We start from the raw sequence: 17493 nt of genomic DNA, 5'->3' as shown, positions 1-17493 counted from the left end.
TTGAAAACTACTACATTTGCCTATAATGTAATTTGAATAGCTTTTTTTAGCTAAGAATGACTTAAAATGACAAAATAACTTAAAAATGTCGCAACTATCATATATAAATAATAAATTTGAGAGTTATCAAAAACTTATTAGTTTTTATCAAGAGCATAAAAACAAGATGTTTGATACTATTCATTTGGAAATCAGAGATTGGTTTGCCGCTAATATGTGTGCCACATTGGGTAGTATTTTGGATAAGTTTACATATGATTTGAATGATATAAAAATTGATTATATCAGTCCCGATATTGAAAGAGTATTATTGAAAAACGATTTTCTTTCATATTATGGTAGAGCAAGAATTTTGGATAATCATCATACGACTATCAAATTTCTTAAACTAAAACCAACTGATGGGAAATTCTTTAAAAAATATGTCATTGAAGAGTTGATAGGTCGCACGGAGTTACCTCAAATGTCGGTATTACTTAAAGAAAAAATGACAGAGGCTATTTACGAAATATTTGTCAATGCACAAATTCACAGTAACTCAGATAACATTTACACCTGTGGACAGTTTTTTCCAAGAGAGCATAAAATAGAATTTACCATTGTGGACACGGGAATAGGTTTTAAAAGAAAAATCAACGAACGATTTAATAAAAATCTGAGTGCCGTTCAAGCAATACAATGGGCTGTTCAAGATAGACACACCACAAAAGTGGGCATAACTGGAGGAATTGGTTTAGCATTTCTGAAAGAATTTGTGACCAAAAATAAAGGAAAAATGCAGATTGTTAGTGATGATGGTTTTTATCAATTTGATAGTCAGTTAGAAATTACAAATTCTTTTATAGGCTCATTCCCTGGAACAATTGTAAATTTGCAATTTAAAACTAATGATAACAATTCATATTTGTTAAAAAAAGAGATCAACAGTAACGATATATTTTAAAGAGAAATGGAAGCAAACACCATAAACATTATTAGCGTAGTAGGCGATTCCTATTGTATAGAAGCAGAAGATGGGGAAAAAGTTTTTGCCTTAATAAACAAAGCTATCACAGAAAACAAAAAAGTTATATTGTCTTTTTTGAATGTTGAAATGCTTACAACGGCTTTTTTAAATACCGCAGTAGGACAACTATATAGAGATTTTTCAGAAGAAAAGATTAAAGATTGCTTGAGTGTAAAAGATATGTCACAAAATGGGCTTAATTCTTTAAAACGTGTAGTTGATACGGCTAAGTTATACTATAAAGACCCTGAAGCAATGCAACGAAGTATTAATGATATATTAGGCGAATAATTATGGCAATAAAATTTTCAACCCAAGATATATCTGCTGTTATAGACAAAAGAATATTTTTTGATGCAAATGTATTACTTTACATTTTTTGGCCATTAGGCTTCGGTAACACTAAGCACTGGGAGAATTGTTATTCCTCGGCATTTGGAAAATTGATACGTCAAAAGAATGAATTGTTAGTTGATTTTATTGTGATTTCTGAAATTGTCAATAGAACGATTCGCTTGGAATATGACAAATACTTGATTGCTAATAATTTCACGAGAAGCAATCTTTCGTTTAAAAAGTATAGAAATAGTATTGATGGACAAACCGCTCTAAAAGATATTTATTTAATGATTAATACAGATATATTACAGACATTTACAGTTGTTGGTAAAGCTTTCTCAAAAGCAGATATTCAATCGTTTCTAAATGTAGATTCACTCGATTTTGGAGATAAAGGTATTTTATCAACCTGTATTGAAAATTCTTGTGTTTTACTGACTAATGATGTTGATTATAAAACTTCTGAAATTGATATTCTGACCTATAATCCAACAATTCTAAGGGATTAATAAATATAAAAACGATTGTGTTAATTTCAAAATTAAGGAATAAGTAGCGAATAAAATCAAAAAGTAAAATTAACATTTAGCAACCTAAATAATTTAAAATCCCCTCAACTAAAAAAAGTTGAGGGGATTTTTTTTGCGCCTACTTCACTCGAAGAACCCCACAATCCCTTTGCAAAACCTTTGCAAAGAAAAGATACATTTTGCAAAGCGGGTCAATCGTCTGCAATGGTCTAAACCATTCAAAAATACTTCCAACATTTGTAATCAAGAAACAAAAGAAAGCCTAATACTCGAAGCAAGAACGGAACGAAAATGGACATTGATAGCTTGTTAAAAAGAAATTTATTAGGTGGACAGGAGTACGAGCCGTTGTTTCCTAAAGTCGCTTGTGATAAAACGAAATTAGGCAACGGCAATACTTTTGATACGGTTCGAATGATAAAGGATATGGTTATCAAGTATCAGTATCAAACAAAGGCAGTTGCAAAGCTTTTGCAAAAGGAAACTTTAAAAGAAACCTGCGACAAGATATACTGGTTTTTGTACCATCACATTCAGTACAAAGCCGATGGAATGGAACAAATGCTGAGAAGTCCTGCGTGTGCGTTCAAGCAAAGAGTTGAGGGCGTGGATTGTAAAACCTATTCGATTTTTGCCAGTTGTTTGCTTGTAAATATGGGTGTAAGACATTTTATAAGACAAATAAAGCAACCCAGTTTTCGACCTGATTTGTTTACTCACGTTTACGTAATTGTACCCATAAACCAAGAAACAGGCGACATAAACCAAGGCTATTTTATTATAGACGGAACAACAAGCACAAATAGAGAACCCATTTACATTATGGCACACGACACCGAAATTAATTTACCGCATTTTGGGTTAAACGCTCCAAAAACGACTCGCAAAACTTTTGCAAAAAAAACTGGAACTTTTGCAAAAGGCACAAGAACTTTTGCAAAAAAAGAAACCAACATAGGGATTTATGCCACAATTGGCGGAATTATAGGCGGTTTGTTTTTGTTTGGGAAGAAAATTTAAAACAATGAAGTATGATAATTATTAATGCAGATGAAAACGGATTGGGAAAGCCCAAATGGAAGCGAAATATTAATTTTAAGAATGCCGTAAAAATGGCGGTTGCTCCACAACTTTTAATTCCAAAGAAACATTTGAATTTTAAGAATGCAGTTAAACTGGCGGTTGCTCCACAAACTTTGCTTTTGCAAAAGCATTCAAGACATCAACCACGAGTAAGTCAACCGCAAACAAGACAATCACAACATGTACAGGAAAAAGCACCTGATTATGGTTATGATGAACCTGTTTCAAGTAACCAAGAATCGTATGAGGGGCAAGATGATTTAGGATTAGGAAAAGCAAAGAGACCCACTTCAATAGGTGGTAAACCTCCAAAGAAGGGGTTTAAAAAACTGGTTCGGAAAGTGAATTTAAAAAACACTTTAAAGGTTGTCAAATTTGCCGGGCCATTGGTTGCAGGAATTATTCCAGGGGGAGGAACTGCAATGAAAGTTTTGGATTCCAAAGTAGGCAAAACAGTTATGAAAGTAGCCAAGTCTAAAATGGTCAAAAAAGGAGTACGACTTGCGAAATCAAATGTAGGTAGAGCCATTGTAAACCAAGCACGACAAAAAATTGAAGGTGTAAATGAAATTGAACCAAGAGGTTTTTCTGAAACTACTGGAAAAGAAAGCACTTCAAATAGTGATACGGAATCCCAAACTGAACCCGTTGGAGAATTAACTCCTGTAAAAGAGGTAGAGACCGTTGCGAAAAAAGACAATACTATGCTTTATGCTATTGGAGCGGTTGTAGTAGTAGGTGGAATTTATATGGCAACAAAAAAATAGTAAGTAATTAAAATCAATACGAAAAATGAATAAAGAAGTAGTAATTATTGGAGGAGGTGTTGTTGGTGGTGTGGTATCTAATGGATTAACCGCTTTATTGCCTGCATCAGAAAGCCCGATTATCAATTTGGCACTTGCAGGAATATCCGCTTTTGGAGTAACTAAAGTAAAAGGAGTAACCACAAAAGACAATTTGCTCAAAGGAGCATTAATAGGTAGTGCCTTGGTACAGGCTATGACGGGTATAAAAAAAATAGCCACAAAAAGTCTGAGTGCAAGACTTACTGGAGACGGTAAAGCAACTCAATTTATGAAAGGTGCGGTTGGTTTAGCTTGCCCTTTTGAAGAAAATGGATTGAACGGCACTTTTATGGGTGGAGACGGAAACGTTTATCAGTACGACGAAAACGGATTGAACGGTACTTTTATGGACGAAAACGGAAATGTTTTTGAAATGCAAGACGGTTTACACGGAGCATTAGAAGACGAATTGTACGACGACGGTCTTCACGGAGCGGAAGAAGATATTTACGGAGAAGACGGACTTCACGGAGCAGAAGAGGATTTGTACAACGAGATTTATTAGTACAGCAAAGAAGAATCATAAAACAGAGCCTTAATCAAGCTTTGAAAAAATAATTAAAAATCATCAATCAAAAAACAATCAAAATGAGTAGAAGGACAGAATTAGCGTCAGCGGTAGCGACAATTAAGGCTAAAAGAAACGGTGGAATTCCAAGAGTAGGTCAATTAAAATTGACAGACAAAACACTTTACTTGAATGTGAAGATTAAAGGAAATGCAGGTATTGTAAATCTTGTGGATGTAAACACAAGACGTGAAGTAGGTGTTACGAACATTGACGGTAACAAATTGAATGCGGGTCGTGATTACATTCTTGACAGCATCAGAGTATTGGTAGGAACAACAAATTCTGACAATTTGAAGGATGAAAGTTGGGTAACTCCTTGGAGTATTGCAGGTCAAAATGCTTTGCCGAAAGCATTTTTGGGAGCTGAATTGAGAATTAACCAAGACAGAAATCAATTGGTGGATATGCCAGTAACGGATTTATGTCAAGATGGTTTTGTTTCCTCTTTCAGAAGTTTGTCAACAACGCCATTGATTCGTTCGAATATGGAGTTTGAATTTGAAATCGAATATCCAAAAGGGGTATCAGTTCCAACAGATAGAGAATACAACATTCGAATTGAGGTTAGAGCGCATCAAGCACAAATGTAATCCCAAAAGGTTCAATTATAAAGCCGTAAGCGTAATTACGTTTACGGCTTTTTTAAAACAAAAATTATGGCAGTAAGAGAGAAAGTTATCAATTTAGTTATTCTAGCCAATGAGCAAGAAGCTTCACTTACCACGGCTTTAGAGGTGGGATTTGTTCTAGGAGCTGAACTACACACGAACCACAGCAACATCGATAATTTGGCAGAATATGGGATTTATGATGATAGCGGAGTGGCATTTTCAAAGCCGTCGCACATTGATCATTGGAAAAGAAGAGAAGGAGGCGCATTTGAAGATAGTTACAAACCATTGCTTTTTAACACGGAATCAAAAACATTTACTTTCAAGGTAAAAACAAAAAATCCAGTTGATAAGGATACTTATTTTCATTTGATTTTGATGTACAAAATCAATCAGGAATGTTCTTAGAATAAGTTAAAACAAGACAAATGAGTGATATTTTAATAATAGAAACGGGTCTCGTTTTTTTGAAAGTAACAAGCGATAGAGAAATCATAATTGAAAACGTTTCAACTTTACAAGTAAAAAACAATAGTTTTTTGAGTGTAAAAATCAATGATTTTGAAATACACCCAAATGAACATTTTACCCTTGTTGTTCCAGACGGTACAACATCAAAAGTAAATTTAGATATTGTTTTTGATAAAACCGATAACGGTTCAAATGGAGAGTTTGCCAAATTCAGTTGGAACAAGAAAGAGTTACATATCATTTACAAAAAATTAATCACATGCAAAATTTAGATACTCTTATAGATAAGCTCAACACCGATAGTTTTTCGGCTGTTTCAGTTTTGAATTTAGACACCAATACTTTTGTATTTAGAAACAAAACCCATGCTGAAATTATTGCTGATTTTGGAAGTGCTGAAGAGTTCTTTGAAACGCTTTTTGCAGATGGACACAAAAGATTGAATTTAACTCTAAAACGTAAAAACGGAAGTACTTACAAAGCGGACGGAACGAGTTTTGACGTAAATTTTTCTAAAGAAAGCCAATCGGTTCAACCAGTTCAAAGCCCAGTAAATACTGATATGTTTCCAAATTCTTTTGGTTTAGGTTCACTTGATATGATTAATTTATTTGTAGCCAAAGGCGATGCACAACGTTTGCATAGTGAAAATGAGATTTTGAAAGCATCGGATAAAGAGCAAAAAAAGCTAATTGATGAACTCAAAGAAGAGCGTTTGGCTTCCAAATACGATACTGATAAAAGCAAAGGAACACAAGAAATGTTGCTTGGTGCAATACAGCAATTGCCAACTATAATGGCAATGGTAAAAGGAGTTCCGCCGGTTGCGGGATTAGCTTCCCCAGTCGAAAATTATTCAACTCCTGCAAAACAACACTTTGCAAAAGCTTTGCAAAACCTTGATGATTCAACAGTAAACGTGCTTGAAAGCATAAACAACGGTTTGAATTCCAATGTGCAATTTACAAACGAATTAGCAGAATTATTACAAAAACACCAATTATGGACGGCATAAAAAACACTACTCAAATTACGATTACGGGAAGTAATCCATTTGAGACAAAATCTAAAGCAAGTGCTTTAAGTCAATTATCAAAACTAGATACCGATGTGTTAACTAAGTTGGTAGAATTGTCTAAAAGTCCAATGGCAATCACGCAGATAAAAACCAATTTTCCAATGATAAAAGGTTTTTTGACTGCTTAAAAAAAGAAAGCAGATGAAGGAGAAAGGTTTAGGAAATCCAGTAATAACAAAAGCATTGACCAGTCCCGAAGGGCTAAAATTAGGGTTAACAGTTTTGAAAGTTGTTCTTATTGCTACAGCCTTAACAGTTGCGTATTATAAAATATTCAAAGGCTTTTCGCAGATAAAAGAAGATGCAAGATACGTTCCCAGTAACATAACTACAACACAAGCCAAAGCAAGAGCCGAGGCAATTTATACCGCTTTATTAGGAGTTGGTGCAAATTATACCACGGTTGAAAACAACTTAACAGGCTTGAATCATAACGGTTTTATAAAAGTGTACAACGAGTTTGGGGAGCGAAGGAGTTCAACACTTACAAAATTGAATTTGGTCGAATGGCTTCAAGACCAATTTAATGAAGCGGATATTGTCAAACTTCGATTTTTAATAAAAGGATTTTTCTAATGATAAACACAAGAAAAGCAGTATTAGTAGGTATTTCCGTGCTTGTATTGGGAGTTGGAATTTATTTCGCAACCAAAACTAACAAAAACGGGAAAACACTTTTGGGAGGAAAGAAAAAATACATAGATGAAGGCGATGTGAACCTAGTTCCTGTTTTTTCGGCTAAACAAAAAGCAACCGCTTTGTATAATGCTATGAACATTTACAACGGTACTGATGAACAGACCATTATTGAAGAATTGACGGGAGTTACTCAAAATCAATTTGGGTTAATCAGCAAAACATTTGGACTTAGAAACTACAATCGTTTGTTGGGATACAATACCATAGGAGGTGCGAATTTATCTTTAAAAACGTGGTTGAAAGAAGAGTTAAGTACAGCAGATTACAATTTATTGAGAAAGAAATTTCCAATGTATTTATAAAAAAGGAATATGAAAGTGAGCAATGAAAATAAAGTATTGATAGGTGTAGCAGTTATTGGCGTTGGGGCATTGGGTTTTCTGTATTGGAAAAAGAAACTAAACGAAGCCAATGAGACTTTGAACAATATTCCAGAGGTGGCAGAACTAACAACTCCAATTACAAACTCAATCCCGCAAATAGGAACTTCTTTGAATAGAAATAAAATTTTAGCAAAAGGGAGTAAAGGAATTGAAGTAAGAGAATTGCAAAGATTGTTGGGCGTTAAAATCGATGGCGATTTTGGAAACATAACACTCACAGCATTAATTGCAAAAAAGAGGGTTACACAAATTAGCCTTAATGTATTTTCTTCAAAGACAAAAATAAAGACAAAAACCATTGCAAAGCCTATTGCAAAAGTTTTACCTAAAGTTGGAGAAAAGTTATTGGCTATCAAAGACGCCAGTTTGTTTGTTTCTAAACAAGGAGCAGACGGAAAGTATTTTGGTACTGGAGCTAAATTTTTCAATGGAGGAGATTTGAAATATGGAGATGATGCAGGAATTTTTGTAGATGCAAATGCTACAGGAAGTTATTTAGTAAAAATATTTGGTGGTTTTGCTTTTATCAAAGCCGATGCCGTAAAAACGTATTAAAAATGGATACTCAATCAAAAGTAATTGTTGGAGCAATAGCCTTGACGGGATTGTTTCTGTTATTGAAAAAAGCCGAACCTAAAAAAGTGATACTGTAATGAGTTTTATACTATCAAATAACATTTTGTTTTTTAATGCTTTTAAGAAGTATGGCATTATAACCCCTCTGCGAATCGCTCACTTTTTAGGACAATTGTCACATGAAAGTAGGAATTTCACGGCATCAGTAGAGAAAATATCTTGTGATAATGCTCAAAAAAAGTATCAAAACCACAAATACTTAGGTAACACTAAAGCAGGCGATGGATACCGATTTAGAGGACGTGGATTAATACAGTTAACAGGAAGAGGAAATTACCAACGCTACAAAGACTTTTCGGGGATCGATGTGGTCAATAACCCTCAATTAGCTTCAAACTTAACCACTTCAATTGATATAGCTTGTTGGTATTGGGTTTATGGGAGTTCTTGGGGAAATTTAAACAAGTATGCAGATGCAGACAATGTTACAAGTGTAACCAAGGGAATAAATGGGGGAGTAAATGGATTGGAAGACCGAATAAAAAAAGTGGCATCCTTCAAGTTGCAAAACATAACTCTCGAAGTATTAAAAAAAAAAGTCCTATTACGGAGTAAGTCTTCTCCTGCTTACGCTTGGGATTGGCTCGCATTTAATTCTAAAATATTCAAATAAAAATGAAAGACACTTTACTAAATAATTTCAAATATTTTCAAGACCATATTCTGTTCCTATTGCTTTTACTGGCGGGCATTTTTACAAAAGTTTACATCGCCATCAATAGAGGGAAAAAACCAACATTGAGTTGGTTTCTTGCAGAAGCTATTGTTAGTTTTTTTGTGGCGTTTTCAGTCTATGTGGTTTGCGATCAATTCCTAAACGTAAACAAAATGTTTACGTATGTCATTTGTGCTTGGGGCGGTTCGCTATCTACCCTTATACATAGTGAAGTCGAAGAATTAATCAGTAGCTTTTTTGATGTTTTGAAAGTGTTGCTAAAATCTAAATTAAAATAATCATGCCTAGAAATACCGAACATCAAAATCCTTTCAAAACGTTTTTTCAAACACTTTGCATTCTCTTAGTCGTTTTTGCTTTGAGTTTATTATTCAAAAGTTGTGCTACAAAACCCATTGAAAGCACACACACTATTGAAAGAATTATTGAACATCATACTGATAGCGTGAAAACAACCGCTATAAACAAGGCGATTATTGATAGCTTAATAATTCAAATTGCAAAAGTAAAAACGGCAAAACCCGAATGCGACAGCATCACACAGGCCACCATTGACCAGTTATTAAAACAATTGAATAGCCGTAAAAAGTCTGGCGATAATGAAGTAGGGATTTATTATGATGATTTAAAAAAAGCAATTATTACCTGGAATAAAATTGCCCAAACACAATCTGAAAATACGACCACAAACAAACAAGATTCGGTCGCTAATACAGAAAAAGAAATCGTAAAAGTTCCAGTAAAATACATTCCGCTTTGGGTTAAAATTTTGGCTTGGATAGGTTTTGGTTTTCTGGTTTATGCGGTATGGAGAATTGCTAGGATTTTTATTTAAAAATGAACAAAATGAGTTTACGAAAAATAGTTTTAGGATTGGGAATAGTAGCCGTTTTGGGTTATTTTTTGTTGGGAGATAAAGTAAGAAAAATCATTGAGCAATTTCAAAACGTAAGAGTTGTTCCAGTTGCTTTTAAAAGCCTTGATGCAAAATGGAACGAAGGAGTTCCTTATGTTACTTTCAAACTGGATTTGAAAATGATAAACCCTACGCCCCTTAATTTTAATGCAAATGTTGTGGCGGTCAGACTAAAAAGAATCTTGTTTTATGACAAAAACAATGTTCTTTTTGGGAGTTCAGAAATGGATATAAATGCCATTAGTATTCCTGCCAATTCCAGTATAACTATAAAAGATATTCCAGTAGCATTTGATTTGAAAATGGCTATTACAAACGCTTTAGAAATGATACTTGGCAAAGGATTTAATGCTAATGAGATAAGAACCGAGGTGGTTATTGAAATTTTAGGAATCGATTATAAACTCTCGTAATTATGACTTTAGCGGAAGAATTTAATAGTCTAAACGGAATTGTAGTAACAAGGAAAGACCTTGAAAAATTACTGGAAAAAGCCGAAAAAGAACGACATACTATAATTTCTAAAAGGATTATAAAAGTGCTTCACGCATTTGCAGACGATACTTTCCTGATTGAATTGCAAAATCTAGTTGAGCCTTATGGATTGAATGGAGTGGATACGGATGATGTTACTGGATTGCTTGGTGGACTGGAATTTATTCCCGAAAGCAAAGATGTAGGGCTTGGAAAACCCGTTTCTCCAAATGAAATTTATGATATGGTTACGCAACGAATGATTGATTTAATCAAGGATGCGAACAAAGGGGATTATAAGAGAGCTTGGAAAGAAGAAGGGTATTTAATCCCTTATAATTTCGTCTCTAAAAAGGCGTATCGAGGGGTAAATGTGGTTATGTTATCGCCACTTTTCGGACTGTTGGACAATCCTTATTTTTTGACTTTTAACCAAATTCAAGAAAAAGGTGGAAAAATAAGAAAAGGAAGCCACGGACATAAAGTAGTTTATTTTTCGAGTTTTAATAAGGAGTATTCCGATGCAGAAATCGAAAGATTAAATGAAAAAATCATTGATAACAAGCTCGAAAAAGGAGACGAAAAAACAATCTTCTTTCTTAAATATTACAATGTATTCAATGGTGCAGACATTGAGGGTATTGATTTTGATTTGGATAATTTTTCATTGCAAGGAAAAGTCGTAAACAACGAAATGGAAACTGGAAATAATGAGAAAATCCAAATTGCGGAAGCTATTGTCAAAAATTATCCTAAGCCACAACCCGAAATAAAGTTTACTGGAAGCAGAGCATTTTATCAACCTGCAAATGATTTTTTGAGTATGCCTGATATTTCAAAATTCAAAACTTCACAGGATTTTTATAGAACCTATTTTCACGAATTAAGCCATAGTACGGGACACGAAAGCAGATTAAAAAGAGGATTAGCAAATGAATTTGGTTCGCCCGAATATGCTTTTGAAGAGTTAATTGTAGAGTTTGGGGCAGTTTTTTTGTCGGCACAAGCGGGGATTATGTTTTATACCAATAAAAATCACGCAGGTTATTTGAAAGGTTGGAACGAAGTTTTATTGCCAAATTTAGAAAATGACAATCGTTTTCTAATGAAAGCCAGTAGTCAAGCGCAAAAAGCATCAGATTATATCTTACAACCCGATGCAAAAGGGGATTTCTTGTTTATGAAAGGAAGTGAAAAACAGAAAGCTAAGAAAGGAGTTGTAAAGGTGAAACCAACTAAAAAAGTGGCGGTTGAGACAGTGAAAAAAACACCAACACCAAAGCTAAAGACAGAAAATGAAATTGGTTCATTGACGGAAATTGCGAATGGCTTTTTGAGTGCGCATAAAATAAGTCTTAAATCAACTGATTTCAAAGAAAGTTATGAAGTGGTTTTTGAACCAAGAAGTTTTGGAAAAATTAATGTTGATGGCTTACTAATCAATTACAATAAAAAGACAAAAGTTTTCGAGGTTGCCGAAATGCAAGCAGGAAAAAATGAAGAAGAGATTTGGGTTTATTTGGAAACAAAACAATTTATTATGGCTTTGAAAGAACTCGTAAAAGGGAACAATAGGAAGCCAAAGAAAATAATTGATATGTCCGTAAAGCCTAAAAATGTTGACAAAAAAACGAATCCAACACAAGCCGTTACGAAGAAAGAAAAAGAGGAAGAGCCTAAAATTTCGGGCGGACAATATGCGCTGTTTGGAGCGGTAAAAGGCTCGAAAATGAATAGAAATTCGCTTGCTTATAAAATGGCAAACAAACCTAAAAACGTGAATTATTTCAAGATTGATAATACTGAAATCGCCAATTTCTTGGGACAAATAGAACGCAAGAAAAAAGAGAGTATTGTTATTTCGCTTACGGGTGGACAAGGTTCGATGAAAACGAGAATGGCGTTTCAGTTTATGAATGCTTTGGCACAAAATTACAAAGTGGGACACGCCAGTATTGAAGAGCATCCCGAGAGCAATTTGTATTTTGATAAAGCAGAACAATATTTAAACGCAATAGCTTTGAATAACATTGAAGCTCCCGAAGTAAAATCGGTTCAAGAACTAGAGCAACTCATAAAAAAAAATGATGTGATTGTCATTGACAGTTTTACCAAAATGCAGGAAATGCATAAAGGTTTTGAAGTGGATAAAGATTTGCGAAAAAAATACGATGGGAAATTATTTATTGTCATTTTCCAACAAACAACGGATGGAAAAATGCGTGGTGGTAGTAAAAGTCAATTTGATGCGGACATTGTTTTGTTTACAGAAAAGAAGACGGATTATAGAGACAATTACATCTATGCTGATAAAAATAGATACCAAGACAAACCCCTTGACGGCTTGAAATTCAATATTTTCAATAAAAAGCTAGTGCAGAATGAATCCGAAGTACTGGCAGAACCAACGAACAAGAAAAAATTATCATTTAGTGTGAATTAATAATGGAGACAAGAAAACAACTCGAAGCAAAATTGTTATTTGAAACTAAACAATCAAATGCATTTAGATTAAAAAGAAACAATGCCAAATCTATAAAGGAAAAAAAAGCTTGGCAAACATTAATTGATTTAGCTGACCAAAGTAAAAAAGAACTTAAAACAAAAATTGAAACTATGAAAACAGGATTAGGAAAACCAGCAGTAAGAGGATTGAAAAAGGTATGTTCAAGAGTAGTAAAAGCAACTGGCTTAAAAGTGGATGGAACTCTTAAAAAAGGGTATAAATACATCAAAGGAGGTAAGATTGTCAAAGTAGTTCCAGAGAAAACACCAGTAAAGAAGCGAACCGTTAAGAAAGTTGTAAAAGTGAAACCAGTTAGAAAGAGAACGGTAAAAAGACGAGTTGTTAAAAGAGCAGCTTAAACTTAGAATATTAGAATAGATGAGTAAAATTATAAAATTTGTAAAGGACAAAAACGGAAATGTCTTGTTGTATCGAACACAAGACAATTCCTTAATTACGTCTTTTAATCCCGCTCAAAACGTGGTAGGAGTTCCATCAATTCCCAATATGTTTAAAATTCAGTCTGAAGCTTCGTTTGGGACAAATCCGTTTATTTTGGATTATTTACAAGTTAATACTGGACTATGTGACCCTATAATTACCGCTGAGAATTTCAACGATTTCTTAGTTGAATTAGCTAAAAAATACTTTTTTATGGATAATGATTGTGCAGGGGAAAAGGGAGAACAAGGACTTCAAGGTATTCAGGGGGAACAAGGTGTTCAAGGAATAAAAGGAGATGCCGGACTTCAAGGAGAGCAAGGTATAAAAGGAAATGCAGGGTTACAAGGTTTTCAAGGGGAACAGGGTATTCGAGGAATAAAAGGGGATGTTGGACTTCAAGGCGAGCAAGGATTAAAAGGAGATGCAGGGATACAAGGTATCAAAGGGGAACAGGGTATCCAAGGGATAAAAGGAGAGCAAGGATTCCAAGGCTTTCAAGGAGTAAAAGGGGATTCTGGGCTTCAAGGTATTCAAGGGGCTAAAGGAGATATAGGACTTCAAGGATTACAAGGTGTTCAAGGCGTAAAAGGGGATGTTGGACTTCAAGGAATACAAGGTGTTCAGGGAGTAAAAGGGGATGTTGGACTTCAAGGATTGCAAGGTGTTCAAGGAGTAAAAGGAGACATTGGACTTCAAGGATTACAAGGCATTCAAGGGGTTAAAGGAGATACTGGAACGATAACAACAAGCCCAACGTTTCCGTTGTTAGGAAACATTACTTTGTCGGATGCCTATAATAACGGTGTTTTAATAGTTGGGGCAAATATTACAATCACTATACCAGTAGGCTTGCGAGTTGATTTTGAATGCAATTTTATCACTAGAGCGGGAATGACTTTGACATTGTTATTGTTGTCGGGTGTTATTGTTATTAATAATGTTGGTTTAGTTATGGCGGGAGGTAAGATGAGTACATTAAAGAAAATAGGAGCTACGAATGAATTTGTTTTAATAGGCGAGATATAATGAATAGTTTGACAAGACAGATTTATAGAAAGAAACCATCCGTATTGCCGTTTATTTCTACTTGGAATACAGCTAATGTTTCTAATGGATCAAGTGCAATTAATCAAGTAAGATTGCCGATTACATTCGGTGGTATTTATAATTTTATTGTTGACTGGGGGGACGGTTCGACTAATATAATCACATCTTATAATCAGTCTGAGGTACTGCATAATTATGCGATTTCTGGAATATATGAAATTAAAATAACAGGAGTATGTATTGGGTGGGTGTTTTATAATCAGGGTGATAGAGATAAAATCATAAGTGTAACACAATGGGGTTGTTTGAAATTAATTGGGAGCGGGATTTTTTATGGCTGTAGTAATCTTGATTTGTCAAACGTAACAGACTTGCTTGATTTGACGGGTATAACCTCTCTTACTATGTTTTTTATGAATTGCAGTAAGTTAAAAACCGTGGCAAGAATAAACGAGTGGGATATTTCCAAGATAAAAAAAATGGAGGGTATGTTTCTTAGGTGTTTGGAATTCAACCAAACAATTGTATTTACCTCACTTGAACTGGATAACGTTAATCAGATGTTCTTAGGATGCACTAAATTTAATTCGCCTGTAACATTAGTGTCGGAAAAAATCACCAGTTATAAGGAAATGTTCTACGATTGTAGTGCTTTTAATTCTTCTTTAAATATCCCAACCAAGAATATTACAGCAATTGATAGTATGTTTGGCTATTGTTCGGTATTTAATCAAGACATAAGTAATTGGGACACAAGTAATGTGACTACTATGAGATTTACTTTTGGAAATTGCAGTGCATTTAACCAAAACATTGGAAACTGGAACACCAGCAAAGTAACTGATATGGCATACATGTTTAGAAATGCAACCGTATTTAATCAAGACATAAGCAAATGGGATACATCTTTAGTTAGAAACATGCAAGATATGTTTCAACTTGCAAAAGCATTTAATCAAGATGTTGGAAAATGGAATGTTTCGCAAGTGGCTTACTCTTTTTCGGGAGCGATGATTAACTATCCTTTTATTGAAACACTATCGGTTAAAAATTACGATAGCTTACTCTCTAAATGGAGTTTGCAAAACGTGAAGCCGAATTTGAAAATTATTTTTAAAAGTAAATATACGGTAACGGGACTCTCTGGAAGAAACAGGTTAACATCCGCCCCTAACAACTGGATAGTAAGTGATTATGGGTTGCAATTATAGGGTCTTTTTAAAAGCGTGTTACTTACGCACGTTTTTTATTTTATATGCTCCGAATAATCATCAGGCAACACCGCATCAATATCACGTAAATACTTTTCTAATGCAGTCATAGTGGTATGACCAGTAATAAGCATCAATTTACTTTTGGCTTCAAACGGAGTGCTGTTTTTGACCAACTCTCGGTATAGTTTGGTTATGAAAGTATGTCTAAAACTATACAATCCGTAATCTTTCCCCAATCCTAAACTGTCTTTTACTTTCTTGAAACGTTTACTGAAGTAATCTCTTTTATCGGTTTCTCCAGTTGTCCAATCGTAGCCAATGCCATTTGGGGTAAACAAGAAACTTTCAGGGTTCAGTTTTTCTAAATCAGGAATTGAGGATAAAAGTATTTCAGGAATGATTTTGATTTTTACTGCCTTGTTTTTGGCTCGAACATAAATAAGTTTGTCTTTTATGTTTACGTCCTTAATTTTCAATCGAACAACTTCTACTGGTCGCAAATGATTGTAGGAAATAAACTGGATAAACAAGAGTAATAAATCGTCATTACTTTTTAGATAATTGAAAATATCAACTTCTTGGGTAGTGCTATAGGTCTTGTTTCTTTCAGGTGTAGATTTTAGAACATTAATTTTTTTGACAAAATTATCCGTAATAATATCGTTATCCTCTAAAGATTGAAAGAACATAGATAAATTAGAGCGAGTATTATTTCTGTTTTTAGCACTTGTATTAGATAAAATGGAGTTAAGAAAAGTGATAACCGTCTTTTTATTTACCGTTGTAATGTATCTATTTTCATATCCGTTTGCCAAAAGCCACTTCTCAAATGATTTTATTCTTACTCTAAAATCACGATAACTATTCTCTTTTAGTGTGCTTTTTTTTAATTCAAGTGAAAAAGTAACGGCTTCTGGAATATTATATTTCTTTATTTCGTCAACAGAAACAGAATCGTCATAAGGATTGAAACCGTTATCCAATATTGTTTGAATTGCTTTTGCTAGAATTTTTATTGCGTTTCTTCTTTCTTTGAGAGTTTTGAATAGATTTACTCCTGCATAAACAGGGGTCTGTCTTTCAAGCTTATCGGTTGTAGGATTTCGAAAGGAATAATACACGTACCAACGCTTAGATAAATCACTATTTGCGTCGTAAATCTTTGGTAATGAGAATTGTTTTTTATGAGCCAAATCGTATGCGTTAGCGTATTCTTTCGTTAAGAGGTCGATAATTTTAGACATAAAAAAACGGTTTTAAATTTCTCTAAAACCGCATAAAACCTATATTTTTTCGTTTTTTAACCGTGTAGCGAGACCGAGATTTGAACTCGGGACCTCAGGGTTATGAATCCTGCGCTCTAACCGACTGAGCTATCTCGCCATTATTCAAGGCCGATTACTACCCCTGAATGCGGGTGCAAATATAAAAATAATATTAATGCTTGCAAGCATAATTTTAATAAAAAAAAATATTTTTGAAAACGTTTTTTTTTCGGAGTTAAATTCTATATATTTCCAAAAAATTAAATGTAGCTCATGGATCAAAAAGTACGTTACGAAATCGAGTTTCCTATAAATTCTTCTCCTCAATTGTTATATCAATACATATCAACTCCGTCAGGTTTGTCTGAATGGTTTGCTGATAATGTAAATTCTCGTGGTGAATTTTTTACTTTTATTTGGAATGATTCACAAGAAAAAGCTAGACTTGCTTCAAAGAAAACCGGAGAAAAAGTAAAATTTAAATGGGTTGATGAGCAAAGCAAAGACACAGAATATTTTTTTGAATTGCATATTTTAGTAGATGAGCTTACCAAAGATGTATCGTTGATGGTAGTCGATTTTGCAGATAAAGATGAAGTTGATGAAGCAACATTGTTGTGGGAAAATCAAATTTCCGATCTTAAACATCTAATAGGTTCCGTATAGTAAAATCGTATTTTATACCTTATATTTGCC

Annotated in this window: 24 protein-coding genes and 1 tRNA gene; 23 read left to right on the top strand and 2 right to left on the bottom strand. The window is 34.1% G+C overall.

The window, feature by feature from the left end; all coding sequences use genetic code 11:
- Positions 1–85 precede the first annotated feature (85 nt).
- The 22 genes from AC061C_RS08330 (at position 86) to AC061C_RS08225 (ending at position 15529) form a co-directional block, all read left to right on the top strand.
- Entirely contained in the window at positions 86–943 is an 858-nt protein-coding gene (locus AC061C_RS08330) for an ATP-binding protein (protein WP_478290781.1), read from the top strand.
- Between the two features lie 6 nt (positions 944–949).
- Positions 950–1297 (top strand): STAS-like domain-containing protein, encoded by a 348-nt coding sequence (locus tag AC061C_RS08325; protein WP_478290780.1) that lies wholly within the window; start codon positions 950–952, stop codon positions 1295–1297.
- 2 nt (positions 1298–1299) lie between these two features.
- Positions 1300–1854 carry a hypothetical protein gene (locus tag AC061C_RS08320; protein WP_478290779.1) on the top strand — a complete coding sequence of 185 codons (555 nt, stop codon included), beginning with the start codon at positions 1300–1302 and terminating at the stop codon, positions 1852–1854.
- A gap of 312 nt (positions 1855–2166) precedes the next feature.
- Positions 2167–2895: a transglutaminase-like domain-containing protein gene (locus AC061C_RS08315; protein ID WP_478290778.1), complete on the top strand. Its 729-nt coding sequence runs from the start codon at positions 2167–2169 to the stop codon at positions 2893–2895.
- A gap of 11 nt (positions 2896–2906) precedes the next feature.
- On the top strand, positions 2907–3725 hold the full coding sequence (locus AC061C_RS08310; protein WP_478290777.1) for a hypothetical protein: 819 nt from the start codon (positions 2907–2909) through the stop codon (positions 3723–3725).
- A 25-nt stretch (positions 3726–3750) separates the two neighbouring features.
- Positions 3751–4311 carry a hypothetical protein gene (locus AC061C_RS08305; RefSeq protein ID WP_478290776.1) on the top strand — a complete coding sequence of 187 codons (561 nt, stop codon included), beginning with the start codon at positions 3751–3753 and terminating at the stop codon, positions 4309–4311.
- 83 nt (positions 4312–4394) lie between these two features.
- On the top strand, positions 4395–4967 hold the full coding sequence (locus tag AC061C_RS08300; protein ID WP_478290775.1) for a hypothetical protein: 573 nt from the start codon (positions 4395–4397) through the stop codon (positions 4965–4967).
- Between the two features lie 66 nt (positions 4968–5033).
- Positions 5034–5396 (top strand): hypothetical protein, encoded by a 363-nt coding sequence (locus AC061C_RS08295; protein WP_478290774.1) that lies wholly within the window; start codon positions 5034–5036, stop codon positions 5394–5396.
- A 20-nt stretch (positions 5397–5416) separates the two neighbouring features.
- On the top strand, positions 5417–5731 hold the full coding sequence (locus AC061C_RS08290; RefSeq protein ID WP_478290773.1) for a hypothetical protein: 315 nt from the start codon (positions 5417–5419) through the stop codon (positions 5729–5731).
- Positions 5719–6474: a hypothetical protein gene (locus AC061C_RS08285; protein WP_478290772.1), complete on the top strand. Its 756-nt coding sequence runs from the start codon at positions 5719–5721 to the stop codon at positions 6472–6474. The genes AC061C_RS08290 and AC061C_RS08285 overlap by 13 nt, the downstream gene beginning before the upstream one ends.
- Positions 6462–6665, top strand: a complete 204-nt coding sequence (locus tag AC061C_RS08280; RefSeq protein ID WP_478290771.1) for a hypothetical protein — start codon at positions 6462–6464, stop codon at positions 6663–6665. The genes AC061C_RS08285 and AC061C_RS08280 overlap by 13 nt, the downstream gene beginning before the upstream one ends.
- A 13-nt stretch (positions 6666–6678) precedes the next feature.
- Positions 6679–7113: a hypothetical protein gene (locus AC061C_RS08275; RefSeq protein WP_478290770.1), complete on the top strand. Its 435-nt coding sequence runs from the start codon at positions 6679–6681 to the stop codon at positions 7111–7113.
- Positions 7113–7538, top strand: coding sequence for a hypothetical protein (locus AC061C_RS08270; protein ID WP_478290769.1), 426 nt, complete (start codon positions 7113–7115; stop codon positions 7536–7538). Before AC061C_RS08275 ends, AC061C_RS08270 begins: the two co-directional genes overlap by 1 nt.
- A gap of 9 nt (positions 7539–7547) precedes the next feature.
- A complete protein-coding gene (locus tag AC061C_RS08265) occupies positions 7548–8174 on the top strand; it encodes a peptidoglycan-binding domain-containing protein (RefSeq protein ID WP_478290768.1) in 627 nt (208 codons plus the stop codon).
- Between the two features lie 97 nt (positions 8175–8271).
- Positions 8272–8868 carry a glycoside hydrolase family 19 protein gene (locus AC061C_RS08260; RefSeq protein ID WP_478290767.1) on the top strand — a complete coding sequence of 199 codons (597 nt, stop codon included), beginning with the start codon at positions 8272–8274 and terminating at the stop codon, positions 8866–8868.
- 2 nt (positions 8869–8870) lie between these two features.
- Positions 8871–9209, top strand: coding sequence for a hypothetical protein (locus tag AC061C_RS08255; RefSeq protein WP_478290766.1), 339 nt, complete (start codon positions 8871–8873; stop codon positions 9207–9209).
- Positions 9210–9211: 2 nt separating this feature from the next.
- A complete protein-coding gene (locus tag AC061C_RS08250) occupies positions 9212–9766 on the top strand; it encodes a hypothetical protein (RefSeq protein WP_478290765.1) in 555 nt (184 codons plus the stop codon).
- An 11-nt stretch (positions 9767–9777) separates the two neighbouring features.
- A complete protein-coding gene (locus tag AC061C_RS08245; RefSeq protein ID WP_478290764.1) occupies positions 9778–10260 on the top strand; it encodes a hypothetical protein in 483 nt (160 codons plus the stop codon).
- 2 nt (positions 10261–10262) lie between these two features.
- On the top strand, positions 10263–12764 hold the full coding sequence (locus AC061C_RS08240) for a zincin-like metallopeptidase domain-containing protein (protein WP_478290763.1): 2502 nt from the start codon (positions 10263–10265) through the stop codon (positions 12762–12764).
- A 2-nt stretch (positions 12765–12766) separates the two neighbouring features.
- Positions 12767–13186, top strand: coding sequence for a hypothetical protein (locus tag AC061C_RS08235; RefSeq protein ID WP_478290762.1), 420 nt, complete (start codon positions 12767–12769; stop codon positions 13184–13186).
- Between the two features lie 19 nt (positions 13187–13205).
- Positions 13206–14297 (top strand): DUF4097 family beta strand repeat-containing protein, encoded by a 1092-nt coding sequence (locus tag AC061C_RS08230; protein WP_478290761.1) that lies wholly within the window; start codon positions 13206–13208, stop codon positions 14295–14297.
- Between the two features lie 113 nt (positions 14298–14410).
- Positions 14411–15529 carry a BspA family leucine-rich repeat surface protein gene (locus AC061C_RS08225; RefSeq protein WP_478290760.1) on the top strand — a complete coding sequence of 373 codons (1119 nt, stop codon included), beginning with the start codon at positions 14411–14413 and terminating at the stop codon, positions 15527–15529.
- A 35-nt stretch (positions 15530–15564) separates the two neighbouring features.
- Here the strand turns inward: AC061C_RS08225 and AC061C_RS08220 are convergent, their stop codons facing one another.
- Together AC061C_RS08220 and AC061C_RS08215 are read right to left on the bottom strand one after the other, a co-directional pair.
- Positions 15565–16776 (bottom strand): tyrosine-type recombinase/integrase, encoded by a 1212-nt coding sequence (locus AC061C_RS08220; protein WP_478290759.1) that lies wholly within the window; start codon positions 16774–16776, stop codon positions 15565–15567.
- A gap of 65 nt (positions 16777–16841) precedes the next feature.
- Positions 16842–16915 (bottom strand) — tRNA-Met (locus tag AC061C_RS08215).
- A 155-nt stretch (positions 16916–17070) separates the two neighbouring features.
- On the opposite strand from AC061C_RS08215, the gene AC061C_RS08210 reads away from it, so the two are divergent.
- Positions 17071–17463: an START-like domain-containing protein gene (locus AC061C_RS08210; protein WP_309760675.1), complete on the top strand. Its 393-nt coding sequence runs from the start codon at positions 17071–17073 to the stop codon at positions 17461–17463.
- Positions 17464–17493: the final 30 nt, after the last annotated feature.

The sequence above is a fragment of the Flavobacterium sp. GNP010 genome (genome assembly GCF_056428945.1).
This window is presented reverse-complemented; position numbering and strand designations above follow the sequence as displayed.